The sequence below is a fragment of the Agrobacterium sp. ST15.16.024 genome (assembly GCF_027956545.1).
GTDB lineage: Bacteria > Pseudomonadota > Alphaproteobacteria > Rhizobiales > Rhizobiaceae > Agrobacterium > Agrobacterium cucumeris.
On record NZ_JAQKGO010000004.1, the window covers coordinates 143176 to 168328 of the forward strand.

The window sequence follows — 25153 nt, forward strand, 5'->3', positions numbered from 1 at the left end:
AACAAGCATAGCGAATCACGCAATGCAGACGGGCGCAAGTGCTTATTTTTTTTGCGCACCGATTGTCTTGATGAAGCTTTCAACAGCCGGCAAAGATTTCTCCACCATCATTGCAACACCTTTCGTATTGGGGTGCATCTTGTCATCCAGCTTCAGTGCATCATCCGTCACCACACCTTCCAGAAAGAAGGGATAAAGCGGCAGGTTGTATTTTTCCGCAAGCTTTGGAAAGATCGGATTGAAGCGCGTGGCGTAGTCGTCACCCATGTTCGGCGGCGCCATAATACCGACCAGCAGCACCGCTATATTGCGTTTCTGAAAACCGGAAATGATGGCATCGAGGTTCTTTTCTGTCTGTTCCGGGGCAATACCACGCAGTGCATCATTGGCGCCAAGTTCCAGAATGACCCCGTCCGTACCATCTGGCACGGACCATTCCGCCCGCGACAAACCGCCAGAGGAGGTATCCCCGGACACGCCGGCATTGGCGACGACGGCATTGATGCCCTTCACCTTTAATGCAGCTTCAAGCTGTGCGGTATAGCTGTCGGCGGGCGGCAGCTGATACCCGGCCATGAGGCTGTCGCCGAGGCCGACCAGTTGCAATGTCCGTTCCTGGGCCGAGGCCACAGAGGCAGAAAAGGCGGCTGCGAAAATGACAATGAAGTGAAACAGGGCAGCTTTAAATCTCATCACGGCTTTCCTAACTTGGCCTAACTTGGTTCCCTTTGTCTGAAATACCGACCGCATCGACACCGCCAGACCATTTTCATCACCCTATATAGGAACGAGAATTGTGACGAAAAGCATCATAGAGCTGAAGAAAGCCGACCTCACGCTCGGCAACGCCGCCGCCTCCGTCCACGTTCTCAAGGCCATCGATCTTTCGATCGGTGAAGGTGAAGCGGTCGGCATCGTCGGCCCTTCCGGCTCGGGGAAATCAACGCTGCTGATGGTGCTCGCCGGTCTCGAGCGGCTGGACAGCGGTGAAATCGTCATTGCGGATACACAACTGCACAGGCTCGGCGAAGATGCGCTGGCGGATTTTCGCGGCAAGAATATCGGCATCGTTTTCCAGTCCTTCCACCTCATCGCCAATATGACGGCGTTGGAAAACGTCGCCGTTCCGCTGGAACTGGCCAATACCCCCAATCCCTTCGAAATCGCCAAACGCGAACTCGTCGCCGTCGGTCTCGGTGAACGCCTCAACCACTATCCCGGCCAGCTTTCGGGCGGCGAGCAACAGCGTGTGGCCATCGCCCGCGCGCTTGCCCCCTCACCGGCCGTGCTGATCGCCGATGAACCAACTGGCAATCTCGATACAGATACCGGCAAGCAGATCGCCGATCTTCTTTTTGCCAAACAGGCCGAACGCGGCATGACCATGGTCCTCGTTACCCATGATCCGTCGCTCGCTGCCCGCTGCTCGCGACAGATCAAGGTGCGCTCCGGCGAGATTGAGGGCGACAGCGCCCGCCCCCAGATGGCGCGGGCGGTATCGGCATGATCGGATCCCTTCTTCCGTCTTTCGCCAATGTCAGAAATGCCATGAGACTCGCACGGCGCGAAATTCGCGGCGGGTTGAGCGGCTTTTACATTTTCCTCGCCTGTATCGCGCTTGGAACCGGCGCCATCGCTGCCGTCAATTCCGTGTCACGTGCGGTCACCAGCGCCATTGCCACCGAAGGCCAGTCGATTCTCGCCGGCGACGTGCGTTTCGAACTGCGCAACAGGGAGGCGACGCAGGAGGAACGGGTCTATCTGGATGGCCTTGGCACTGTTGCTGTTTCCACCGGGCTTCGCTCCATGGCCCGCCTTGCCGATGGTTCCGAACAGACGCTGACGGAAGTGAAGGCTATCGACGGCACCTATCCGCTCTATGGAACTTTCGTGGCTGATCCCAACCGGCCGCTGGGTGAACTTCTGGCCGGCAATGGCGACACCTATGGCGCGATTGCCGCACCGCTGCTGCTGGAACGGCTCGGCATCAAGATCGGTGACGAAGTCCTGCTTGGTAACGTAAAGCTGAAACTGACGGGCACGGTGGTCGATGAGCCGGATGCACTCTCCGACGGTTTCGGTTTCGCGCCGAGGCTGATGATCAGCCGCGACGCCCTCTTCGCCTCCGGTCTCGTTCAGACCGGCAGCCTCGTCGAACACGCCTACAAGATCAAGCTGAACGATCCTGCAGCACGGGCAACGATGACCGATGCGGCCAACAAGGCCTTTCCCAATGCCGGCTGGTCCATTCGCACCAGTGATCGGGCAGCACCGTCACTCACCGAAAACGTCAACCGCTTCTCGCAGTTCCTGACATTGGTGGGCCTCACCGCCCTCATCGTCGGTGGTGTCGGTGTCGCCAACGCCGTTCGCGCCTTCCTCGATTCCAAACGCACCACGATCGCCTCGCTGAAATGCCTGGGCGCGCCGGCCTCCGTGGTCACCATGACCTATCTCTTCCAGATCGCCTTCATTGCCGCCGTCGGTATCGTCATCGGTCTTGTTGTTGGCGCCATCGCACCTTTGATTGCCATGCGGTTTCTGGAAGGTGTGCTGCCCGTGCCGGAAGAACTTGCCTTCTATCCCGGTGCGCTTGGTCTGGCCGCTTTGTTTGGCCTCCTGACGACGTTTGCCTTCGCTATCGTGCCGCTCGGCCAGGCGCGTGAGGTTCCGGCAACGGCACTTTTCCGCGAACAGGGTTTCGAGGAGGGCAGCTGGCCGTCCTGGCCCTATCTGGCCGCCACGGGCCTGTTGCTGGCAGCGTTGGCCGCCCTTGCCATCTTCTCGGCGGAAGACCGTTTCATCGCCTCGGTTTTCCTCGCCGCCATCGCCTTTGCCTTCGTGGTGCTGCGGCTGGTGGCATCCGGCGTCAAGGCCATCGCCAAACGCAGCCCGCGCGTTCATTCCGCCGCCCTTCGTCTGGCGATCGGTAATATTCACCGGCCGGGAGCGCTCACGCCTTCGGTCGTTCTTTCACTTGGCCTTGGCCTGACCCTGCTCGTGACCCTGACGCTGATCGACGGCAATCTGCGCCGCGAACTGACCGACAGCCTGCCGGAACGCGCACCGAATTTCTTTTTCGTGGATATTCAGGGCAGCGAGGTGCAGGGCTTCCGTGATCTGCTGAAACGGGAAGCACCACAAGGCACGCTGACCGAGGTGCCGATGCTGCGCGGCCGCATTCTGGCGCTCAACGGCGAAGATGTGACGAAGATGGAAGTGCCGCCATCCGGTCGCTGGTTGCTGCGTGGTGATCGCGGCATAACCTATTCCGAAAACATGCCGGAAAACGCGAAGCTCACGGAAGGTGCATGGTGGGGGCCGGACTATAGCGGTGAACCGCTGGTGTCCTTCGCGGCAAAAGAGGCTCAGGAACTCGGCCTCAAGATCGGCGACACGGTAACCGTCAACGTCCTCGGCCGCAGTATCACGGCAAAGATCGCCAATCTGCGTAATGTCGAATGGGAATCCCTGTCGATCAATTTCGTCATGGTCTTTTCACCGAATACATTCCGCGGCGCACCCCATGCCTGGCTGGCGACACTTGCCGATCCTTCCGCTTCCGCAAACGACGAAGGCCGGATATTGCGTTCCGTTACCAATACCTACCCGACGATCACAAGCGTGCGCGTGAAGGACGCTCTCGATGTCGTCAACCGGCTGGTCGGCCAGCTCGCCACCGCCATCCGCGCTGCAGCAGCCGTCGCACTCATCGCCTCTGTTCTGGTTCTCGCCGGCGCACTTGCCGCCGGAAACCGTGCCCGTACCCACGATGCGGTGATCCTGAAAACGCTGGGCGGCACGCGAAACCTGCTGATCCGCGCGTTCTCCTACGAATATATGATGCTCGGTCTCGCCACCGCCGTCTTCGCGCTTTTCGCCGGTGGAGTCTCCGCATGGTTCGTGATCGCCCGCATCATGAAGTTGCCCTCCAGTTTCCTGCCGGATGTGGCGATAGGGACCCTCATTGTCGCCCTCGTCATGACGGTTGGCATCGGCCTCATTGGCACCTGGCGCATTCTCGGCCAGAAGGCGGCGCCGGTTCTGCGGCAGGCGGGAGAATGATCATCGGTGCCCCGCTTAACTTTAGCGATTAATTCTTTGTAATGATCGCCAAAACGTGAGCGCTTTTCGCGCATATGGTGTCTTTTCGACTGCAAAAGGCCTTGTATCGGACACGTTCTGCCATCATATTCTTGGACAGGCTTGCTGAAGCTCCGCAGCGGCGCCCGGGAGGTATCCCGACACCGTAGCAATTACGGAGCTCAAAAGAGGAAACAATGGCTGACTTCAATAACTACCAGAACCGCATGGCGCAGACCCGTGCACAGACTGGTGCGATGATCGATGAAGGTCTCCGCGCCTATATGCTGAAGGTTTACAACCTGATGGCGCTGGCTCTGGTCATCACCGGCGTTGCGGCTTTCGCAACCTACTCATTCGCTGCGTCCAACCCTGCCTTCCAGCAGCTGCTTTATGCATCTCCGCTGCGCTGGGTCATCATGCTCGCACCGTTGGCACTGGTTTTCTTCCTTAGCTTCCGTATTCAGAACATGAGCGTTTCCGCCGCGCAGACGACCTTCTGGGTCTATGCCGCGCTGATGGGCGTGTCGCTGTCGTCGATCTTCATCGTCTTCACCGGCCAGAGCATCGTTCAGACGTTCTTCGTGACCGCTGCTTCGTTCGGCGCGCTCTCGCTTTACGGTTACACGACGAAAAAGAACCTTTCGGGTCTCGGTTCGTTCCTGATCATGGGTCTGTTCGGCCTGATCATCGCGTCCATCGTCAACATCTTCCTTGCATCCTCCGCGCTGCAGTTCGCGATCTCCGCGATCGGCGTGCTGATCTTCGCAGGCCTGACCGCCTACGACACGCAGAAGATCAAGGAAATGTACTTTGACGGTGATGACGTTGCCGTTGCTGGCCGCAAGGCTATCATGGGCGCGCTGACGCTCTACCTCGACTTCATCAACCTCTTCACCTTCCTGCTGCAGTTCATGGGTAACCGCGACGACTAAGATTGAGAGTTCGACAGACGGACAGACGAAAGGCGGCCCTTCGGCCGCCTTTTTATTTGTGAGCATTCGTAACTGGTAATCGCTCTTCCACCGGTCGCATCCACCAAGCGGGCTATCTCTTCCAGAAGTTCATTCGATCAGTTTCAGAACCTTGTCGAAAACCCTGAGAACCTGCGGCAGCTCATGGCCACGCTTGAGAATGCGGCCATCGGTATTGACCACACAATAAGCGCCCTGCTTCGCCGCCAGCTTGGGGTTCTTCTCAATCCGGTAAAGCGGCATTTCGCCTGAGCGTTTAAAGACGGAAAACACCGCCTTCTCCTTCAGGTGGTCAATGGCATAATCGCGCCACTCCCCCTCCCCCACCATGCGGCCATAGATGCGCAGAATCGCATCCAGCTCGCGCCGATGAAAGGTGACCGGCAAAGGGTCCTTGTCTTTTCTGTATTCGCGGAGATCGACAACGGTGGAATTATCGCGTGAAGCGGTCTGCACCTGCTGCACATCCGGTTGATCGGTCATCCAATACCTCCGATTCCACCCAAGTCGTCTTATTAATGTGAGCCTGTGAAAGCGAAATTGCAAGCCTTGCGAGACGCTTGTGCACCGGTGCAGACGTCGCTGGATGGGCCTCAACATCTTTCAGCCGGCTATAGAACGGGAAGAAGGTAACCCTGAAAAATTGCTGCCCAACGATGCCAAAGACACTGCCTGCAACAAAAGCAGGGGTAAAAAATGGTAACCATTTAGGCAGCCATTTTCGCATGGCCTGCCGTATTTCGGTCAAACCATGGCCCGAATTGGGTGGAATAGTCCTATTGTCAATTGATGCCTAGGCACCAAGATGACCCGGTCCGGTGCATTGACCCTTTACCCCCAGCCCCCAATGCCCGGACCGGATCTTCAATCGCCTAACAGGCGATCAGGGGGTTTCATTTCCAAGCAGGATACTTGCGCCGACGATTGCCGCGGGATCACCGCTGGCATTGGCAGTCTGCAAGAGCACGGCGCAGCCGCCCTTTTTCACCTTTGCCACGACGCTCGCCGGAAGCTTCACCGTCATCGGCGAACCATCCCACATGCCGACTGTCTGTACGTCATAGACACTGTGCCAGTAGGACATTTTTTTCCCCTGGTTCTCGCCCTTCTGCACATCAACCGTCTGCTCACGGGTGAAATAGGCGACGACGACATCGGCCTTGCCACTACCGGCGCCAATGTCAATCTCCACCTCATCGCCGGCAAATTTTGACGAGACCGGCACGTTCAGCCCCTGGCCTTCGCGCTTGAAAGCATCGAGCCTGTCATAGATACCGCGCACATCCGCGCCCTTGACATGGTCACGGCCGTTAAGAATGGCCTGTGGCGTATAAACACCGTTACGGCCGAGCGCCCGCATGTAACCATATTGCCGTTCGGTATTTTCCTTGGATGCCAAAGAATCAGTCCAGCCAAGGTAATTCCAGTAGTCGACATGGTAGGAAAGACCGACGACGTCGCCCTTCTGGATCATCTTGCGCAGCGCTTCATCCGCCGGCGGGCAGGATGCGCAGCCCTGTGATGTGAACAATTCGACGACGCCCTTCACGGCCTCCTGCGCCTGCGCGGAGGTGACGAGGAACGTGCCGAGAAGACATATCGACAGGGGGAATTTCAATGGCATTACGAAAACCTTTGTCCGGCAGGATATCCAGACGAATTGATGCGATCAATCCTGCCCGGATGCAAACCGGAAAATAACGTCTATTGCCCTTCAATAGAAAGTCACGAAGGGGTGAGCGGCAATCACAAAAAAACAGATCAAGAAATGGAAGAGACGCCGGAGTTTTTCCCGGCGTCTCTTGTTCGTCTAAGCTTTATCAGCCAGCCAGATCGCGAAGAACGGTCTGCAGAATGCCACCATTGTTCATGTAAATCACTTCGTCCAGCGTATCGATGCGGCACAGAAGCGGAACTTCCTTCACCGAACCGTCGCTGTAGGTGATCTTGGCGATCTTCTTTTCACGCGGCTTGATCTCGCCTTCAAGACCGTCGATCTCGACGACTTCGTCACCCTTGAGATCGAGGCTTGCCCAGGTCGTGCCTTCCTCGAAGACGAAGGGAACAACGCCCATGCCGACGAGGTTCGAGCGGTGAATGCGCTCGAAGGACTGCGCGATCACGGCCTTGACGCCGAGCAGATTGGTGCCCTTTGCCGCCCAGTCGCGGGAAGAGCCGTTACCATATTCGACACCGGCGAAGATGACGAGCGGAACGCCCTCCGCCTTGTACTTCATGGCAGCGTCATAGATCGACAGCTCTTCCTTGGACGGATAGTGGATGGTGTATCCACCTTCCTTGCCGTTCGGGCCAAGCATGTGGTTGCGGATACGGATATTGGCAAAAGTGCCGCGCATCATCACTTCATGGTTGCCACGACGCGTGCCGTACTGGTTGAAGTCGGCAACGGCGACGCCGTTTTCCGTCAGATAAGCACCGGCCGGCGAAGCGGCCTTGATCGAACCGGCCGGGGAAATATGGTCGGTGGTGATCTTGTCGCCGAACAGGCCGAGGACGCGCGCGCCCTTGATGTTCTTCAAGCCCGTGCCCTTCTTGCCCATGCCGACGAAATAAGGCGGGTTCTGGACATAGGTCGACTTGTCGTCCCAGGCATAGGTCTGGCCCGGCGGAACCTGAACGGCCTGCCAGTTCGCATCACCCTTGAACACGTCGGCATATTTCGTTTCATAGAGTTCGCGGGTGACGTATTTCAGTATGAATTCCTGAATTTCCTTGGAAGTCGGCCAGATATCCTTGAGATAGACAGGGTTACCGTCCTGATCGTCACCAATCGGCTCCTTGGTCAGGTCCTTCTGGACCGTGCCGGCAAGGGCATAGGCCACGACGAGCGGCGGCGAAGCGAGGTAGTTCGCCTGAACGTCAGGGGAAATACGACCTTCGAAGTTACGGTTGCCCGACAGAACACCCGCGGTGATCAGGCCCTTGTCGTTGATCGTCTTGGAGATCGCAGGCGGCAGCGGGCCCGAATTGCCGATGCAGGTGGTGCAGCCAAAGCCGACGAGATTGAAGCCGATCGCATCGAGGTCCTTCTGCAGGCCAGCCTTTTCAAGATATTCGGCAACGACCTGAGATCCCGGTGCAAGCGAGGTCTTGACCCATGGCTTGGACTTCAGCCCCTTGGCCACCGCATTGCGGGCGAGAAGCCCGGCAGCGATAAGAACCGAGGGGTTGGAGGTGTTGGTGCAGGAGGTGATGGCGGCAATCGCCACGTCGCCATGGCCGAGATCGAAGTCCTCGCCTTCAACCACATAACGGTTCGAAAGCTGGCCGGGCTTTTTATAGTCGTTTTCGAGAGCCGTCGCGAAATTCGGCGCAATGGTTTCGAGCGGCAGGCGGCCTTCCGGACGCTTCGGGCCAGCCATGGAGGGCACGACATCGCCGAGGTCGAGTTCAAGCGTGTCGGTGAAGACGAGGTCGGAACCATCGCCGGTGCGCCACATGTCCTGCGCCTTGGAATAGGCTTCGACAAGCGCGATGCGGTCCTTGGCACGGCCGGACATGGTCAGGTAATTGATGGTTTCGCCATCAACCGGGAAGAAGCCACAGGTCGCACCATATTCCGGACCCATATTGCCGATGGTCGCGCGGTCGGCGAGCGTCATCGAATCGAGGCCGGGGCCGAAGAATTCAACGAACTTGGAGACGACGCCCTTCTTGCGCAGCATCTGCACGACGGTCAGCACGAGGTCGGTCGCGGTCACGCCTTCCTTCACCTTGCCGGTCAGCTTGAAGCCGATGACCTCGGGCAGCAGCATGGAAACCGGCTGGCCGAGCATGGCGGCTTCAGCCTCGATACCGCCGACGCCCCAGCCGAGAACGCCGAGACCATTGATCATGGTTGTGTGGCTGTCGGTGCCGACGCAGGTATCCGGGTAAGCAATCGTCTCGCCATCCTCTTCCTTCGTCCAGACGGTCTGGCCAAGATATTCAAGATTGACCTGGTGACAGATGCCGGTGCCGGGCGGAACCACGCGGAAATTCTTGAACGCCTGCTGGCCCCATTTCAGGAAGCGATAACGCTCGCCATTGCGCTCATATTCAAGTTCGACGTTGCGGGCGAAGGCATTCGGCGTGCCGAATTCGTCGACGATGACCGAGTGGTCGATGACGAGATCGACGGGAACCAGCGGATTGATTTTCTCCGGGTCGCCACCGAGCGACACCATGGCATCGCGCATGGCGGCAAGATCGACCACGGCGGGAACGCCTGTAAAGTCCTGCATGAGAACGCGGGCGGGACGATAGGCGATTTCCGTTTCGGTCAGGCCCTTATTATTAAGCCATTCGGCAACGGCCAGAATATGTTCTCTGGTGACGGACTGGCCGTCCTCGAAACGAAGCAGGTTCTCCAGAAGAACCTTCATGGAATAAGGTAGCTTGGAAACGCCCTTGAGACCGTTTGCCTCAGCCTTGGGAAGGCTGAAATAAACATAGTCCTTACCGTCAACGGTAAGGACGGAACGACATTGGAAACTGTCGAGAGATTTGGCCACGGTTTAAAACCCCGCATAATCTGATTAGCCAACACGCGCGTGCGGACCCCTGTGCTCGCAAGCACATCAGGATGCGGGTACGACCATTTCCGCTGTCCGCACGTGAAAGTTACTCCTCGTAACATTCAGGTCCGGCGCAAGATGATGTTCACGCCGGCCGCTGGCGTGGTTGACACTCATATAGATAATTTCGGAGAAACGTGCCAGACCATTCAACGAAGCTAATCGATTTTTTTATCGAGACGACGAAATCTGAAACGGAACCGCAGCATGGATTTGACGGCGGAAAATCTTGGCGTGCGACGCGGCGAAGATTTCATATTCATGAATATTTCCTTCAAGTTAAGTGACGGTGAGGCGCTGGTGCTCACCGGCCGAAACGGCTCGGGAAAATCCACTCTCCTGCGCACCGTGGCCGGCCTGCTTCGCCCCGAACAGGGGTGGATAAAGATAGCCGGCGAAAGAATAGAAGAGGGCATGCGCCCCTCGGAAGCCTGCCATTATCTCGGCCATCGCAACGCAATGAAAATGGAACTGACCGTTTCGGAAAATCTGAGTTTCTGGAAAGACTTTCTCGGTGATTTTTCCGGTGGTGCGGGCATCGCAATCGATGAGGCGGCTGAGATCGTCGGTCTTGCCGGCATCACTCATCTGCCCTTCGGTTATCTCTCCGCCGGCCAACAACGGCGTTTTGCCATGGCGAAACTTCTGATCGCATGGCGACCGGTGTGGATTCTCGATGAGCCAACGGCGGCGCTTGATAAGGCTGCGGACGGCATGTTTACCGGTCTCGTGAAAAACCACCTTGAGAAAGGTGGCATTGTCCTCGCGGCGACCCATCAGCCGCTGGGACTGGAGAATGCGCGGGAGTTGCAAATGACGGGGTTTGCGGGTGTGGAGGCTTGGGCGTGAACGGCGGAGCTTGTGGTTTCACGCCCCTCTGCCCTGCCGGGCATCTCCCCCTCAAGGGGAGAGATCGGCCTGTGGCTAGGCCTCGACAATCTCAACGCTCGAGAATGGAGTGGTGGAAGGGCATCTTGCCGATCTCCCCCCTTGAGGGGGAGATGCCCGGCAGGGCAGAGGGGGGTAAACCACACCCGCAGAGGCCTACCCGATGACCGCCCTCCTCCTCCGCGACATCAAACTCTCCATCCGTGCCGGCGGCGGCGCCTTGATCGGCGTGCTGTTCTTCATGACTGTGGTTGCCGTCATCCCCTTCGGTGTCGGTCCCGATCTCAATCTTCTCGCCCGCATCGGCCCCGCCATCGTCTGGATCGGCGCGCTTCTGTCCGCCCTTCTCGGCCTGGACCGGCTGTTTCAGGCGGAGCGGGATGACGGTTCGCTGGACCTCATTCTCATGCAGGAAAACCCGCTGGTGCTGACGGTCCTGATCAAATGCCTGGCGCATTGGGTCGGAACCGGCCTGCCGCTGGTATTGGCCTCGCCGCTGCTCGGTCTGTTCATGAACATGGACGAGATTGCGATTGGCGCTGTGATGCTCACACTTCTTGTCGGCTCACCGGCCATCACCTTCATCGGCGCGGTAGGGGCCGCCGTCGCGGTCGCCCTGCCGCGCGGCGGGCTTCTGGTCTCCATCCTCGTTCTGCCGCTTGCCATTCCGGTGCTGATTTTCGGCGTCAGCGCTTCTTATGCGGCGGTGCAGGATCCGGCGCCATTCATGCCGCCGTTCCTCATTCTCTGCGCGATCACGTTATTTTCAGCCGTGACCGGCCCTTTCTTTGCCGCTTTGGCCCTGCGCAATGTTATGGATTGATGATGCCTTGATTGCCGATCCCTGATTGACAGGGATCAATTGCGGGACGGCCATTCTCGGGTTACACAAACGACATGAACGAGCAGACCTTCACCATCACCAAATTCAGTGACCTCGCCAACCCCACGCGGTTTCTGGCGCTGGCGGCACGTATTCTGCCCTGGCTCGCTGCACTCACGGCGCTGGTGCTGGCCGCTGGTCTTTATCTCTCCTTCACCACCGAAGGCGATTACCAGCAGGGTTACACCGTGCGCATCATGTATGTGCACGTGCCATCCGCCTGGCTTGCGATGATGTGTTATTCGGTCATGGCGGTTTCAGCCATCGGCACGCTCGTCTGGCGTCACCCGCTGGCGGATGTCAGCCACAAGGCCGCCGCCCCCATCGGCGCCGCATTCACGCTGATTGCCCTCATTACCGGCTCGCTCTGGGGCAAACCCATGTGGGGAACCTGGTGGGTGTGGGATGCGCGACTGACCTCCGTCTTCGTGCTTTTCCTGATGTATCTCGGCCTCATCGCACTCAACCGCGCCATGGACGATCCCTCCAGAGCCGCACGCGTCAGCGCCGTGCTGATCCTCGTCGGTTTCGTGAATATTCCGATCATCAAGTTTTCGGTCGAATGGTGGAACACGCTGCACCAGCCGGCAAGCGTCATCCGCATGGGTGGTTCCGCCATCGACGCTGAATTTCTCTGGCCGCTTCTGACCATGGCGATCGGCTTCACACTGCTGTTCTTCACGCTGCACATCGCCGCCATGCGCAACGAAATCTGGCGTCGGCGCGTGGCCGCACAGCGGCGGCTTGCCGCCCGCATGGCGAACCGAGAGGGCTGAGGCGATGACACACGCTTTTTATATCGGCATGTCTTACGCAGCGACGGGGCTTGTCGTTCTCTGTCTCATCGCCTGGGTCGTTTTGGACGGTCAGGCGCGCAAACGGGAACTGAAGCAGCTGGAGGCATCCGGCGTGCGCCGCAGGGCAAGAGCTGGTTCCGCAGGTGACGTGCAATGACGCAGGCCAGCCAGGATCAGGATACCAAAACCAAGACGACGGGTCGCGCACGTTATGTGCTGGCGCTGCTGCCTCTGCTGCTCTTCGGTGGTTTTGCCCTCGTCGCGGGCAAGATGCTTTATGATCAGGACGTGAACGGCCTCGATATCAGCGCCATTCCCTCAGCACTCATCGGCACCAAGGCGCCTTCACTGTCGCTGCCGCCGCTGGAGGGCTCGAACCTGCCGGCGCTCACCGATGCCGCCATCAAGGGCAAGCTGACTCTGGTCAACGTCTTTGCCTCCTGGTGCATTCCCTGCCGGCAGGAGCATCCGCTATTGCAGGAACTGGCGAAGGACAGCCGCATCACCGTCGTCGGCATCAATTACAAGGATAAGCAGGACAATGCGCTCCGCTTCCTTGGCGAACTTGGCAATCCCTTTGCCGCGATAGGCGTCGATCCGAACGGCAAGGCCGCGATCGACTGGGGTGTCTACGGCATCCCTGAAAGTTACCTTGTCGGCGCCGACGGCACGATCCTTTATAAAAAGGTTGGTCCCTTCGATGCCCGCAGTGTCGAGCGCGACCTGCTGCCGGCCATCACGGCCGCAGCCGGCAAATAGCCCCCGAACAGGAAAGCTCAATTCTTCGAAATAACCCTGAGCGACGGGCCTTCAGCTGGCAAACGTATGCCTTCCAGCACGACCTGATCGCGACCGCCGCGCTTTGCCGCATAAAGGCTGTCATCGGCCCGCTTGATGGCGTCATGGATGGAATGATCTCCCCTTGCGACGGCCGAGACGCCGAAGCTTGCGGTGATCTGGGTAGCCACACCTCGGTTACGCCAATCGAGGGATGAGAGGTTCGAGCGCATGCCATTGGCAAGCTGACCGGCAGCGGCGGCCGTGTGGCCGGGCAGGAAAACCACGAATTCCTCGCCGCCGAAACGCGCCACCAGCGCGCTTTCAGGTGCGTTCCGCCTGAGAAGATCGGAAAGACCGATAAGCACGATATCTCCGGCAGCATGGCCGTAAACATCGTTGATGCGCTTGAAATGGTCTATATCGCAGGCAATGACCGCACCTTCAGGCGTGTCGTTGCGAAAATCGGGAACACGCCGGTCAAAGCCGCGCCGGTTCAGCACATCCGTCAACGGGTCGTGTTCTGCGGCATCCAGGTGCCGGTCGACGGTGACGGAAATCTGGCTTGCGAGCACGGAAAGCGCGAGCAGGAAGCCGAATATGCTCGCGGCAAGCTGCATGTAGAAGGCATAATCCGACTCGAAAAATTCGCTGAGCTCGATCATCGAGCCGTTCGGCGTCATCACCAGCAGCATGCCGATACGCACCAAGGTTTCCAGCACAACCAGTAACGCAATCGCCACCATCAGCCGATCCGCAAGGGTCACCGGCCGCTTCCGCACAAGCCAGACCGGAAAAGCAAGCAGCAGGGCGCAAACGAGATCGCCGATGACGAGTTCGCGCTTCAGATCGGGCGTGATGAAAACGTGAAATGAAACCAATACAACGGCAGCAAGCACGAGCGACAGCCGTGCCGCCGTATGAAGCGGCCGCTCGAAATGGGTAAGCAGCGCATGGCCGTAGAGAAAAAACGCGGAGAAGAACAGCAGGTTCGAGATAATCGCCTGCAATTCGAAGGGCAGGCCACCGAGCACCAGAGGGGCGGCAAAACCAAAAGCCGCTGCAAGATAACCGATACCCCAATAGCGCGCCGAAGCGTGACCGATCCTTTGCAGGAACAGGAACACGACGCCGAATGTCAGCATGATGAAGGGGAGAAGATAGGCGAAATTATCTTGCAATGTGTTATGCCGGACTGAGAGACAAGCCTTTAAGCAGTGCACACTAGCGCACTGCCATTAAGAAAACTTGCATATATCGCCGGCAGGCTCGTTCACATTTGCGGGAGCGCGTTCTGCCATTCCTTGATCGCATCGAGCGGCCAGACCAGCATGACCACGTTCAGCGTCAGATTATCGCGGATCAGCCAGCCCGTGAAGATTTCGAAGAAGATGGCGATTATTATCGTCAGCCACACCGGCACGCGGGCGGCAAAAAGGAAACCCAGCGCCATGAAAACCGTGTCCATGGCCGAGTTCAGAATGCTGTCGCCGGTGTAACCCAGCGCCATGGTCGCCGTGCGATAACGATCGATAATGATGGGCGAGTTTTCGAGAAGTTCCCATGCCGCTTCGATCAGAACCGCGAAAGAAAGCCGCATGGAAAACGGTTTGTTGCGAAACAGCAGCCAGGCGAACCAATAAAACAGAAAGCCATGGATGATATGCGAGGGCGTATACCAGTCGGCCAGATGCTGGGAATTGCCCGGCGTGTTCACACCCGGTTCGAACAGCTTCACATAACCGCATTCGCAGATGGGAATACGGCCCATGGCGTAGAGAATGACGATCTGCAACAGAAGCAGCCCGGCGGCCACGCCGAACCATCTAAGCGAACGCGAACGGGACGCCGACATCTCCCCAATTGTCATTTTTCGTCCTTTCCGAGAGGTTCGACAGAATGGCGCATGACGAGCGGCATTTGCGCCATGGTGAAGATGATGGTGATCGGCATCGTGCCCCACACCTTGAAGGCAACCCAGGTGTCGGTGGTGAACATACGCCAGACGACCTCGTTCAACACTGCCAGAAACAGGAAAAACACGCCCCAGCGCAGCGTCAGCTTGCGCCAGCCCTCATCCGTCAGCTTGAAAGCCGAATTGAAGACATAACCCAGCAGCGATTGCCCGAAGAACAGACCGCCCAGCAGGATGACACCGAACAGCGTGTTGACGATGGTCGGCTTCATCTTGATGAAGGTATCGTTCTGCAGCCACAGCGTCAGCGCGCCGAACACGAAAACCACGATGCCTGATATCAGCGGCATGATCGGCAGTTTACGCGTCAAAATCCACGACACGGTCAAGGCGGCGGCGGTAGCGATCATGAACAGGCCGGTGGCGATGAAGATCGGTCCGCCGAACTCCGTCAAAACCGGAAAAGTCGAGGCCAGCCATTCGCCGCGGGAATTGGCGAAGAAGAACACCATGAGCGGCCCAAGTTCGAGCACGAATTTCAGCAGCGGGCTGATTTCCGCCACCATCTTTTCGCTTTCCTTGGAATTGCTTTCAATGTCCATACTCAAACTCCCGCAATGGCCTTGGCGAAATCTTCCGCCTCGAAGGGCTCCAGATCATCAACACCTTCACCCACGCCGATGAAATAAACCGGCAGCTTGTGTTTGGCAGCGATGGCGACGAGGATACCGCCCCGCGCCGTGCCATCCAATTTTGTCATAATCAGGCCCGAAACACCCGCAACGTTGCGGAATATCTCCACCTGGTTGAGGGCGTTCTGCCCGGTCGTCGCATCCAGCGTCTGAAGCACGGTGTGCGGCGCATCTGGATCGAGCTTGCCGAGCACCCGCACGATCTTTTCCAGTTCCGCCATCAGTTCCGTCTTGTTCTGCAGACGGCCGGCCGTATCGATGATGAGCACATCGCTCTTTTCCGCCCGCGCCTGCTCATAGGCATCGTAAGCCAGACCCGAGGCATCTGCCCCGAGCTTCGTGCCGATAAATTGCGAGCCGGTGCGATCCGCCCAGATCTTCAGCTGCTCTATCGCCGCTGCGCGGAACGTGTCGCCAGCTGCGAGCATCACCTTAAGGCCCGAGCCTGAGAGTTTGGCGGCAAGCTTGCCGATAGTCGTCGTCTTGCCGGTGCCGTTCACGCCGACGACGAGAATGACATGCGGCTTATGGGAAAGATCGAGTTCCAGAGGTTTGGCGACCGGCTTCAGAACCTTGGTGATCTCACCGGCCATGATACGCGCCACGTCCTCACCGCTCACATCCTTGCCATAACGTTCCGAAGACAAAGCGCCGGTGATGCGCATGGCGGTCTCGACACCCAGATCCGACTGGATGAGAAGGTCTTCCAGCTCGTCGAGCGTATCTTCGTCCAGCTTGCGCTTGGTAAAAAGCGCCGAAATCTGCGTGGTCAGCTGTGACGAGGTGCGGGCAAGCCCGGCCCGCAGGCGCTGAAACCAGCTGAGCTTCGGCTCAGGCGCGGCGACAACCGGCTCCTGGCGCTCGCTTGCCGATGAAAAGCCCTTCGGCAAAGCCTGCGGCACGACAGGGGGGTCAACGGCATCTACCGACTCCGCCTCATCCAGCAGCGCATCCATCGCGTCAGCATCGAGCACGGCATCGACAGCTTCCGGCAAAGGCCCTGCCTGCTCTTCGGCGGCGGCTTCCGCCTGCAACAACGACAACGGCACCAGCCCCATATCGCCTGAAAGCTCCGCCCCGGGCAGAAGCGGCGCGTCCTCTTCATCTTCTTCTTCCGAAGGCGCGGCATCCGCCTCGTCTGGAACAGGCCCGCCAGCCGTTTCCATCTCCAGTTCGGAAACCGGGTCCTCGTCGACAGGTGTGTGCGCTTCGGCCTCGCTCAGCGCCGCTTCGAAAGAGGCATTTTCATTGCCGCGTTCAAGCGCAGCATCCTCTTGCGGCCGCTCATTCGTTTCGGCCTTGTCCTTGCCGAACGAAAAGACTTTTTTGATGAAGCCGAGGGCCATGGTCGTTCCCGTGTCTTTTCTCTTGAGCCGCCTCAGGCAGCATTCGCCGCCAGAAGCTTCATGTTCAGATGTTTGCCGTTGTGGCCGGTAATCGCAACCTGCGCAAGAGTGCGCGGGGCAAGATCAGGCGCCGCCACCAGCGTGAAATTATCGGTATGGGCAAAACCGGTGTTTTCCACCAGGATCGTTTGCACCGAACCGACCATATCCTGCAACTGCGCCACCTTAAGCGCTTCACCGCGTTCGCGAAGCCTTGCCGCCCGGTCTTTCACCAGCGCCCTGTCGAGCTGCGGCATGCGCGCCGCCGGCGTGCCGGCACGCGGGCTGTAGGGAAACACGTGCAGGCTGGAAATGCCGCATTCTTCCGCAAGCGTGGCAGCATTTTCGAACATCTCTTCCGTCTCGGTCGGGAAACCGGCAATCATATCCGCGCCAAAGGCGATATCCGGCCGTAGCGACCGCACGTCACGACAGAAGCGGATGGCATCGGCCCGTGAATGGCGGCGTTTCATGCGTTTCAGGATCATGTCATCGCCATGCTGGAGGGACAGGTGCAGATGCGGCATGAAACGCGGCTCATCGGCAATCAGATCCATCAGATGATGGTCGGCCTCGATACTGTCGATGGAGGAAAGGCGCAGGCGCAGAATATCCGGCACCTGCTTTAGCAAAGTCTTGGCGAGGTAACCGAGGGAGGGTTCGCCCGGCAGATCAGCCCCATAGCTGGTCGCATCCACTCCGGTCAGCACGATCTCGCAATAACCGCTTTCCGTCAGTCTGCGCGCCTGATCCACCACTGCACCCATTGGCACCGAGCGGGAATTACCGCGCCCATAGGGAATGATGCAGAAGGTGCAGCGATGATCGCAGCCATTCTGCACCTGAATGAAGGCGCGCACATGCCCGTCAATGTGCTTGACCATCTGCGGCGCGGTCGCCTTGATGCTCATGATATCGTTGACGCGCAGCTTTTCTTCCGCCGAGACGCCAAAATCGGGCAGCGCACGATAGGAAGTGCTTTTCAGCTTTTCCTCATTGCCCAGCACCGCATCCACCTCGGGCATTTCGGCAAAGGTCTGTTTTTCCGTCTGGGCGGCGCAACCGGTAACGATGATGCGCGCATGCGGATTGTCGCGCCGTGCCCGGCGGATGGCCTGACGTGCCTGACGCACCGCCTCGCCCGTCACCGCGCAGGTATTGACCAGCACGGCATTGTTCAGCCCGGCCTTTTCGGCCTCCGCCCGCATCACTTCCGATTCATAGGTGTTGAGACGGCAGCCGAAGGTTATGACCTCGACGCCGCTCATACGGCCCCCTGCTCGGCCGCCGCATCCCGTGACCAGACACCCGTAACAGGATCGACGGAACCCGACCATTCCCATTCGGCCGGGCCGGTCATGATGACATGATTGTCCTCGCGCCAGTCGATGGTCAGCGGCACGCGGATGGGGCTGGAGGCCACATCGATGGTGACCCTCTTAGCCGTGCGGCCGGTGCGGGCAGCGGAAACGGCGGCAGCGCAGGCGGCGGAACCGCAGGCGAGCGTCAGCCCGGCGCCACGCTCCCAGGTGCGGGTGCGCAGTGCACTGTCGGACATCACCTGTGCGAGTGTGATATTGGCTTTTTCCGGAAACATCGGATGGTTTTCGAGCAGCGGCCCGAACCGCTCAAGATCAAAATCCATCGGATCGCGGTCCACCCAGAAAATTGCATGCGGGTTGCCCATCGACATGACGGCAGGCGAGTGCAGGATCGGCGCATCGATCGGCCCGATCTGCAATTCGATGCGGCTCGTATCGTGGAATTCTTCCGACAGCGGAATATCGCTCCAGCGGAAACGCGGCAGGCCCATATCGACTGATATCATGCCGTCTTCATGCTCGACGGCATTCAAAATGCCGGCCACCGTCTGGAAGGTGAAGCTGGTCTTGCCTGTTTCGGAAGACAGTGCCTGCACCACGCAGCGCGTACCGTTGCCGCAGGCCTGCGCCTTCGTGCCATCGCAATTGAGAATGTCGATAAAGGCATCCGTGCCACTGACACGCGGATCGTGAATGGCCATGATCTGGTCGAACTGGGTCGCGGGATCGGCATTGAGCGCGATGGCTGCCGCAGGCGTGACCATATCCTTGCGGCCGCGCATGTCGATAACGAGGATCTTGTTGCCAAGCCCGTTCATCTTCGCAAATTCGACCGTATCCGCCATCGCCTTGAACCTGAAAACCATCTGAAATTGGATTGCGTACGGGATTTTCCCCGCGCTTTCGCCCTATATGGCGGAAAGACCGGCAAATTACCAGACTGTTGCGGCGCAAACCGGGCAGCGCTCAGGCGGAGGGTACGTCGAAAACCTCACCGGGGCGCATGGGCCGAAAACGGCTTTCCTCCACACCCTGCTCCACAAGCGCCGTTTTCAGCGCCGCAAGTGGCGCATCGACAGCCTCATCGGTGAGCTGCACCGTACCCCAATGATGGCCACAGACATGCGCGGCGCCACAAAGCTTCATGCCCTCAACGGCTTCCGCCGGGTTCTGGTGCTGGCCTTTCATGAACCAGCGCGGCTCATAAGCACCGAAAGGCAGGTTGGCGAGGCGAAATTCGCCATGTTTCTTGCGCGCAGTGTGATAATTGAGGCCTTCGTGAAAGCCGGTATCACCGATGTGGTAGATTTTACCACCCGGCCCTTCGATGACGAAGGCGGCCCACAATGCCATGCTGCGGTCGTTGAGGCCGCGGGCAGACCAATGGTGGCACGGTTCGAAATGAATTTTAACCGACGAACCGACTTCCAGCACATCGCCCCAGTCGCCCACCTTGATACGCGCCGCCTCCACGCCGGTGCGGATGATGGCGTCATTGCCGAGCGGCGTGATGAAAAGCGGCTTGTGCGCCACATGCAGCCGCTTCAGCGTTTCCATATCCAGATGGTCGTAATGATTATGCGTCAGCAGCACCAGATCGATGGGCGGCAGATCCTCGAAACGGATGCCGGGCGGATTGACCCGTTTGGGACCGGCGAAGCTGAACGGGCTGGTACGTTGCGACCACACAGGATCGACGAGAATATTCAGACCTGCCGTCTGGATCAGGAAGGAGGCATGGCCGACGAAGGTGACACGAATGTCCTTGCCCTCGACCCGGCTTTCGGGCTTCGCGAAGGGAAAAGGGCTCGGATAGTTTTCCGGCCATGTGGCGCGCTCGCCGTTGAAACGCCATTTCAACAGGCCCATGAAATTGCCAGGCGGCGAGCCGCCGGGATTAAAGAAGCGTACCCCGTCGAAATGATCGGAGATCGGGCCACTATAATAGGCGCTGGCATTCGAACGGCGGGCAAACAGCGCACCACCCGCCACAGCGAGCAATCCAAGGGTTGAAAAACGAAAGAAGTTTCGACGGTTCATGCTAAAGGTATAGGGAGCGGAATGGTGCCGTTCAAGCCGCACCAATCGCGGTTTGCAGCCGATCACACAAAGATGAAATGCAAGGCCCGATCGCTGAAAACCGGCACCGCCTTGACTTTTCCGGCACTTTCCTGTTTATCCCCGCCAATCAGCTGGCAGTTTCACGACTCCAAGCCGCCGACCGGGACCCGCAGAGGTATAAAGAGATCCCGGAGGTCAACACCCGACAGCGCGATGCGCCCTCGGGTGCTTTTTGGCTTTGCGTCTTGTTTTTGCCAGCGAAAGCACCGACGTTTCGGAAACCCCGGAACGAAGAAGGAAGAAACGATGTTTGAAAACCTCCAGGACCGCCTTGGTTCCATTCTGAATGGACTGACCGGCCGTGGCGCGCTGACGGAAGCCGATGTTGCCGCCGCCCTGCGCGAGGTTCGCCGTGCGCTCTTGGAAGCGGACGTAGCGCTGGAAGTCGTGCGCTCCTTCACCGACAGGGTGCGTGAAAAGGCCGTTGGTGCCGCCGTCCTGAAATCCATCAAGCCCGGCCAGATGGTCGTCAAGATCGTACATGACGAACTTGTCGAAATGCTCGGCACAGAAGGCGTCTCGATCGACCTGCATGCGGCCGCCCCCGTCGTCATCATGATGGTCGGTCTGCAGGGTTCCGGTAAAACCACCACGACGGGCAAGATCGCCAAGCGCCTGACCGACCGCGAGAAGAAGAAGGTGCTGATGGCATCTCTCGACACGCGTCGTCCGGCCGCACAGGAACAGCTTCGCCAGCTCGGCGTCCAGACCGGCGTCGACACGCTGCCGATCATCGCCGGCCAGTCGCCAACCGATATCGCCGCGCGCGCCGTGCAGGCTGCCAAGCTCGGCGGCCATGACGTCGTCATTCTCGATACCGCCGGCCGTACCCATATCGACGAACCCTTGATGCTGGAAATGGCCGACATCAAGAAGAAGTCCAACCCGCATGAAATCCTGCTGGTGGCGGATTCGCTGACCGGTCAGGACGCCGTCAATCTGGCGCGCAATTTCGATGAGCGCGTCGGCATCACCGGCCTCGTGCTCACCCGTATGGATGGTGATGGTCGCGGCGGTGCGGCTCTCTCCATGCGCGCCGTTACCGGCAAGCCGATCAAGCTGATCGGTATCGGCGAGCGCATGAACGAACTCGACGAGTTCCATCCGCGCCGTATCGCCGACCGTATTCTCGGCATGGGCGACATCGTTTCGCTGGTCGAAAAGGCCGCCGAAAACATCGATGCGGAAAAAGCCCGCGCCATGGCCGAGAAGATGGCCAAGGGCAAGTTCGACCTCAACGATCTCGCCGACCAGCTTGGCCAGATGAAGAAGATGGGCGGCATGGGCGGCATCATGGGGCTAATGCCCGGCATGGCCGGCATGAAGGACAAGATGGCTTCGGCCGGCATGAACGACAAGATGTTCGACCGCCAGATCGCCATCATCTCCTCCATGACCAGAGCGGAACGCGCCAATCCGGATATTCTCAAGCACAGCCGCAAGAAGCGCATCGCCGCCGGTTCCGGCACGGATGCCGCCGAAATCAACAAGCTCCTGAAAATGCATCGCGGCATGGCCGACATGATGAAAGCCATGGGCGGCAAGGGCAAAGGCGGCATCATGAAGCAGATGATGGGCGGCCTTGCCGGCAAGATGGGGCTCGGTGGCATGATGGGCGGCGGTATGCCCGATCTGTCGAATATCGATCCGAAGCAGCTCGAAGCGCTTCAGAAGCAGGCTGAAGCCGCCGGTCTCGGCAAGCCGGGTGCAATGCCGGGTCTTGGTGGCATGCCAGGTGGATTGCCGGGTCTTGGTGGCGCAAAGCTGCCGGGTCTCGGCGGCATGCCGGGCCTGCCCGGCTTCCCGAAAAAGAAGTGAGGGGGACGCCAGTGAACACTACAGACGTGAAAGCCCAGCTTTCTGAATATCGCCAGTCGATCGACAATATCGACGCCGCACTGGTTCACATTCTTGCCGAACGTTTCCGCTGTACCAAGGCGGTGGGCGTGCTGAAGGCAAAGTACAATTTGCCGCCGGCAGACCCGGCGCGCGAGGAATACCAGATCGAACGCCTTCGCCATCTGGCCAAGGACGCCAATCTGGACCCGGATTTCGCCGAGAAGTTCTTGAACTTCATCATCAAGGAAGTCATCCGGCATCATGAAGCAATCGCCGCCGAACATGGCGGTAACGAAAAGACCGCCTGAACGGCGGACAAGCCATCCTAAGGAGTATATCACATGGCACTTAAAATTCGTCTCGCACGCGGTGGTTCCAAGAAGCGCCCGTATTACCAGATCGTCGTTGCAGACGCCCGTTCGCCCCGCGACGGCCGTTTCCTCGAGAAGGTCGGTTCCTGGAACCCGATGCTCGGCAAGGACAACCCGCAGCGCGTTGAGCTGAAGGCTGATCTCATCAAGGAATGGATCGCCAAGGGCGCACAGCCGACCGACCGCGTTCTGCGCTTCCTCGCCGAAGCCGGTCTCGCCGAGCGCGCCGCTCGCAGCAACCCGGAAAAGGCAAAGCCGGGCAAGCGCGCCCTGGAGCGCGTTGCTGAAAAGAAGCAGAAGGCTGAAGATGCAGCCGCTGCTGCTGCAGAAGCCTCTGCTGCAGAATAATCTGCACGGTAACTTTTGAAAAACGGGTGGCGTGGTTTTCCATGCCGCCCGTTTTTTGTTTATTTTGGCGTCAACAAACCTTAAAGCTGACGCAACCAACACCAGAAGACGGACGGCCCGATGGCAAAGCTGGAAAACCCGGTACTCATGGCAAAGATCGGCGGCGCGCAGGGCCTGCGCGGCGAAGTCCGTGTCAGCACCTATACGGCCGACCCGATGGCGCTCGGCGATTACGGTAATCTTGTCACCGCCGATGGCCGCCTCTTTGAAATTCTGGAAGTGCGCGAGGGCAAGAATGTCGTCGTCGTCCGCTTCAGGGGCATCAACGACCGCAATGCGGCGGAAAGCCTGAACGGGCTGGAACTGTTCATCGACCGCGACAATCTGCCGGACGACGAGCTTGATGATGACGAGTTTTATTATGCCGATCTCGAAGGGCTGGAAGCCGTTGATGCTGAAGGCAAAAGTTATGGCGCCGTAAGCGCCGTTTACGATTTCGGCGCGGGCGATCTGCTCGAACTGAAAGGCGCCGGCCGCCGGCCTGCCCTCATTCCCTTTTCCGAGTCGGCCGTACTTGAGATCGATCTCGAAGCCGGACGCATTCTCATAGATCCGATGGCCGCCGGCCTGATCGACAATCCCGACGACAAGGACGAAACCGGCGTACCGCCTTTCGGCAAGAAATAAAGCCATGACCTTTAAGGCTACCGTGCTGACGCTCTACCCGGAAATGTTTCCGGGGCATCTGGGTTATTCGCTGGCCGGCAAAGCGCTGGAGCGCGAACAATGGTCGCTCGAGGCCGTGCAAATCCGCGAATTCGCCACCGACAGGCACAGAAGCGTCGATGACACGCCGGCAGGCGGCGGTGCCGGCATGGTGCTGAAACCCGATATTCTGGCCGCAGCCATCGACCATGTTTCGGATGGCGACACGCGGCCGCGCCTGCTGATGAGCCCGCGTGGCAAGCCGCTGTCGCAGAACCGCGTGCGCGAACTGGCGGCGGGTGATGGTGCGATCATCGTCTGCGGCCGTTTCGAAGGTGTCGACCAGCGGGTGATCGACGCGCGTGGGCTGGAGGAGGTGTCGATCGGCGATTACATTCTCTCCGGCGGCGAACCGGCGGCGCTGACGCTGCTGGACGCCATCGTCCGCATACTTCCTGGTGTCATGGGCAACGATCTCTCCGGCGTGCATGAAAGCTTCGAGGGCGGGCTGCTGGAACATCCGCATTATACCCGCCCGCAGGTCTGGGAAGGCCGCGACATTCCCGCCGTCCTCACATCGGGCAATCACGCCGTCATCGACAAGTGGCGGCACGAACAGGCGCTCGTGTTGACCAAGGAAAGACGGCCAGACCTTCTCGAAAAAGCTCAGGCCGAGACGAAATAATAGGCCGTCAAAATCAGCCCGACTGCAATTACCAGCCAGCGGATGATCCATTGCGGCACCCGCCTTGCGGTGTGCACGCCCACATAGCCGCCGAGTGCCGCCGCCGGAAACATGATGAGTGCCGCCCACCAGGACACGACGCCGCCGCTGACGAAAATTGTGATTGCAATGACGGCGATCACCACCGACAGCAGGTTCTTCAGCGCGTTCAGGTGATGATAGCTGCCGCCAGAGGTTATTCCGAGGATGGCGAGCATCATGATGCCCATGCCGGCACCGAAGAAACCACCATAAATCGACGCAAGCCCCTGAAAGGCGAGGCTAGGCAGATTTCCGGGCGAGCGTTCCGCACTCGTCTTGGGTCGCAGCCACGGACCGGCAGCGAAAACGGCGGTGGCCGCCAGAAGCAGCCATGGCACCAGCTGGCGGAAGGAGGGATTGTCGAGCGATAACAGCAGCAGCGACCCGGCCAGCCCACCAACGACAGACACGGCCGACAGCAGGATCGCCTCACGCCAGTGCGCACGAATTTCCGGCCCATAGGCGATCACGGAGGTAATGTAGCCCGGAAACTGCACGATTGCCGACGTTGCATTGGCAACGATGGGCGGCAGGCCGGCAAGTGTCATCGCCCCGAAGGTCAGGAAAGTGCCGCCACCGGCGATCGCATTGACGACACCAGACAGAAAGCCGGTCGCAAACAGCATGAGAACGATGAAAACTGACATGGCCCCTCCCAAGGTTCTCATGCCATATCCGGCAAGACGCCCCTTCGCAACTGCTGCAACGCG

Annotated in this window: 25 protein-coding genes; 13 read left to right on the forward strand and 12 right to left on the reverse strand. The window is 59.1% G+C overall.

Going from position 1 to position 25153, the window contains the following annotated elements; genetic code table 11:
* Window positions 1-42: 42 nt before the first annotated feature.
* On the reverse strand, window positions 43-693 hold the full coding sequence (locus PL640_RS15445; RefSeq protein ID WP_271362516.1) for an arylesterase: 651 nt from the start codon (window positions 691-693) through the stop codon (window positions 43-45).
* 103 nt (window positions 694-796) lie between these two features.
* Here PL640_RS15445 and PL640_RS15450 point away from each other — a divergent pair, with 103 nt between their 5' ends.
* From PL640_RS15450 to PL640_RS15460, 3 genes are all read left to right on the forward strand, one after another.
* Window positions 797-1507 carry an ABC transporter ATP-binding protein gene (locus PL640_RS15450; protein WP_271362517.1) on the forward strand — a complete coding sequence of 237 codons (711 nt, stop codon included), beginning with the start codon at window positions 797-799 and terminating at the stop codon, window positions 1505-1507.
* Window positions 1504-4065, forward strand: a complete 2562-nt coding sequence (locus tag PL640_RS15455) for an ABC transporter permease (RefSeq protein ID WP_271362518.1) — start codon at window positions 1504-1506, stop codon at window positions 4063-4065. Before PL640_RS15450 ends, PL640_RS15455 begins: the two co-directional genes overlap by 4 nt.
* Before the next feature lie 215 nt (window positions 4066-4280).
* Window positions 4281-5018, forward strand: coding sequence for a Bax inhibitor-1/YccA family protein (locus PL640_RS15460; protein ID WP_046799573.1), 738 nt, complete (start codon window positions 4281-4283; stop codon window positions 5016-5018).
* 129 nt (window positions 5019-5147) lie between these two features.
* Here the strand turns inward: PL640_RS15460 and PL640_RS15465 are convergent, their stop codons facing one another.
* The 3 genes from PL640_RS15465 to acnA form a co-directional block, all read right to left on the reverse strand.
* Window positions 5148-5540 (reverse strand): DUF2794 domain-containing protein, encoded by a 393-nt coding sequence (locus tag PL640_RS15465; protein WP_142842262.1) that lies wholly within the window; start codon window positions 5538-5540, stop codon window positions 5148-5150.
* A 400-nt stretch (window positions 5541-5940) separates the two neighbouring features.
* Window positions 5941-6681, reverse strand: a complete 741-nt coding sequence (locus tag PL640_RS15470) for a DUF1223 domain-containing protein (protein WP_225244922.1) — start codon at window positions 6679-6681, stop codon at window positions 5941-5943.
* A 196-nt stretch (window positions 6682-6877) separates the two neighbouring features.
* Entirely contained in the window at window positions 6878-9571 is a 2694-nt protein-coding gene (gene acnA, locus PL640_RS15475; RefSeq protein WP_271362520.1) for an aconitate hydratase AcnA, read from the reverse strand.
* A 270-nt stretch (window positions 9572-9841) separates the two neighbouring features.
* Between acnA and ccmA the strand changes: the two genes are divergently transcribed.
* The 5 genes from ccmA (at window position 9842) to PL640_RS15500 (ending at window position 12961) form a co-directional block, all read left to right on the forward strand.
* A complete protein-coding gene (ccmA, locus tag PL640_RS15480) occupies window positions 9842-10483 on the forward strand; it encodes a heme ABC exporter ATP-binding protein CcmA (protein ID WP_271362521.1) in 642 nt (213 codons plus the stop codon).
* Between the two features lie 202 nt (window positions 10484-10685).
* Window positions 10686-11345: a heme exporter protein CcmB gene (gene ccmB / locus PL640_RS15485; RefSeq protein WP_271362522.1), complete on the forward strand. Its 660-nt coding sequence runs from the start codon at window positions 10686-10688 to the stop codon at window positions 11343-11345.
* Between the two features lie 74 nt (window positions 11346-11419).
* Window positions 11420-12181, forward strand: coding sequence for a heme ABC transporter permease (locus tag PL640_RS15490; RefSeq protein ID WP_065114310.1), 762 nt, complete (start codon window positions 11420-11422; stop codon window positions 12179-12181).
* Between the two features lie 4 nt (window positions 12182-12185).
* Window positions 12186-12359, forward strand: a complete 174-nt coding sequence (ccmD, locus tag PL640_RS15495) for a heme exporter protein CcmD (protein WP_271362523.1) — start codon at window positions 12186-12188, stop codon at window positions 12357-12359.
* Window positions 12356-12961 (forward strand): DsbE family thiol:disulfide interchange protein, encoded by a 606-nt coding sequence (locus PL640_RS15500; RefSeq protein ID WP_271362524.1) that lies wholly within the window; start codon window positions 12356-12358, stop codon window positions 12959-12961. Before ccmD ends, PL640_RS15500 begins: the two co-directional genes overlap by 4 nt.
* Window positions 12962-12978: 17 nt before the next feature.
* Here PL640_RS15500 and PL640_RS15505 read toward each other — a convergent pair whose 3' ends face one another.
* The 7 genes from PL640_RS15505 to PL640_RS15535 all read right to left on the reverse strand — a co-directional run bounded on the left by PL640_RS15505 (window position 12979) and on the right by PL640_RS15535 (window position 20333).
* Window positions 12979-14160 (reverse strand): GGDEF domain-containing protein, encoded by a 1182-nt coding sequence (locus tag PL640_RS15505; protein ID WP_271362525.1) that lies wholly within the window; start codon window positions 14158-14160, stop codon window positions 12979-12981.
* A 92-nt stretch (window positions 14161-14252) separates the two neighbouring features.
* Entirely contained in the window at window positions 14253-14849 is a 597-nt protein-coding gene (locus PL640_RS15510) for a DUF2585 domain-containing protein (RefSeq protein ID WP_271362526.1), read from the reverse strand.
* A complete protein-coding gene (locus tag PL640_RS15515; RefSeq protein WP_046799584.1) occupies window positions 14846-15496 on the reverse strand; it encodes a septation protein A in 651 nt (216 codons plus the stop codon). Before PL640_RS15515 ends, PL640_RS15510 begins: the two co-directional genes overlap by 4 nt.
* A gap of 2 nt (window positions 15497-15498) precedes the next feature.
* Window positions 15499-16932, reverse strand: a complete 1434-nt coding sequence (gene ftsY, locus PL640_RS15520) for a signal recognition particle-docking protein FtsY (protein ID WP_271362527.1) — start codon at window positions 16930-16932, stop codon at window positions 15499-15501.
* Window positions 16933-16964: 32 nt separating this feature from the next.
* Window positions 16965-18239 carry a tRNA (N(6)-L-threonylcarbamoyladenosine(37)-C(2))-methylthiotransferase MtaB gene (mtaB, locus tag PL640_RS15525; protein ID WP_269701066.1) on the reverse strand — a complete coding sequence of 425 codons (1275 nt, stop codon included), beginning with the start codon at window positions 18237-18239 and terminating at the stop codon, window positions 16965-16967.
* Window positions 18236-19138: a diaminopimelate epimerase gene (gene dapF, locus PL640_RS15530; RefSeq protein WP_271362528.1), complete on the reverse strand. Its 903-nt coding sequence runs from the start codon at window positions 19136-19138 to the stop codon at window positions 18236-18238. The genes mtaB and dapF overlap by 4 nt, the downstream gene beginning before the upstream one ends.
* 121 nt (window positions 19139-19259) lie before the next feature.
* Window positions 19260-20333 (reverse strand): MBL fold metallo-hydrolase, encoded by a 1074-nt coding sequence (locus PL640_RS15535; RefSeq protein WP_271362529.1) that lies wholly within the window; start codon window positions 20331-20333, stop codon window positions 19260-19262.
* Between the two features lie 327 nt (window positions 20334-20660).
* Here PL640_RS15535 and ffh point away from each other — a divergent pair, with 327 nt between their 5' ends.
* From ffh to trmD, 5 genes are all read left to right on the forward strand, one after another.
* The gene (gene ffh / locus PL640_RS15540; protein WP_269701062.1) at window positions 20661-22232 is read left to right on the forward strand and encodes a signal recognition particle protein; all 1572 of its coding nucleotides are present in this window, start codon (window positions 20661-20663) and stop codon (window positions 22230-22232) included.
* A gap of 11 nt (window positions 22233-22243) precedes the next feature.
* Window positions 22244-22561, forward strand: coding sequence for a chorismate mutase (locus PL640_RS15545; RefSeq protein ID WP_142842248.1), 318 nt, complete (start codon window positions 22244-22246; stop codon window positions 22559-22561).
* A 33-nt stretch (window positions 22562-22594) separates the two neighbouring features.
* Window positions 22595-22972 carry a 30S ribosomal protein S16 gene (gene rpsP / locus PL640_RS15550; RefSeq protein WP_035221728.1) on the forward strand — a complete coding sequence of 126 codons (378 nt, stop codon included), beginning with the start codon at window positions 22595-22597 and terminating at the stop codon, window positions 22970-22972.
* Between the two features lie 120 nt (window positions 22973-23092).
* Entirely contained in the window at window positions 23093-23659 is a 567-nt protein-coding gene (rimM, locus tag PL640_RS15555; protein WP_142842247.1) for a ribosome maturation factor RimM, read from the forward strand.
* A 4-nt stretch (window positions 23660-23663) separates the two neighbouring features.
* Window positions 23664-24362, forward strand: coding sequence for a tRNA (guanosine(37)-N1)-methyltransferase TrmD (gene trmD, locus PL640_RS15560; RefSeq protein WP_271362531.1), 699 nt, complete (start codon window positions 23664-23666; stop codon window positions 24360-24362).
* On the opposite strand, the gene PL640_RS15565 is transcribed toward trmD, so the two are convergent.
* Entirely contained in the window at window positions 24344-25090 is a 747-nt protein-coding gene (locus PL640_RS15565) for a sulfite exporter TauE/SafE family protein (protein ID WP_271362532.1), read from the reverse strand. The genes trmD and PL640_RS15565 overlap by 19 nt on opposite strands.
* Window positions 25091-25153 lie beyond the last annotated feature (63 nt).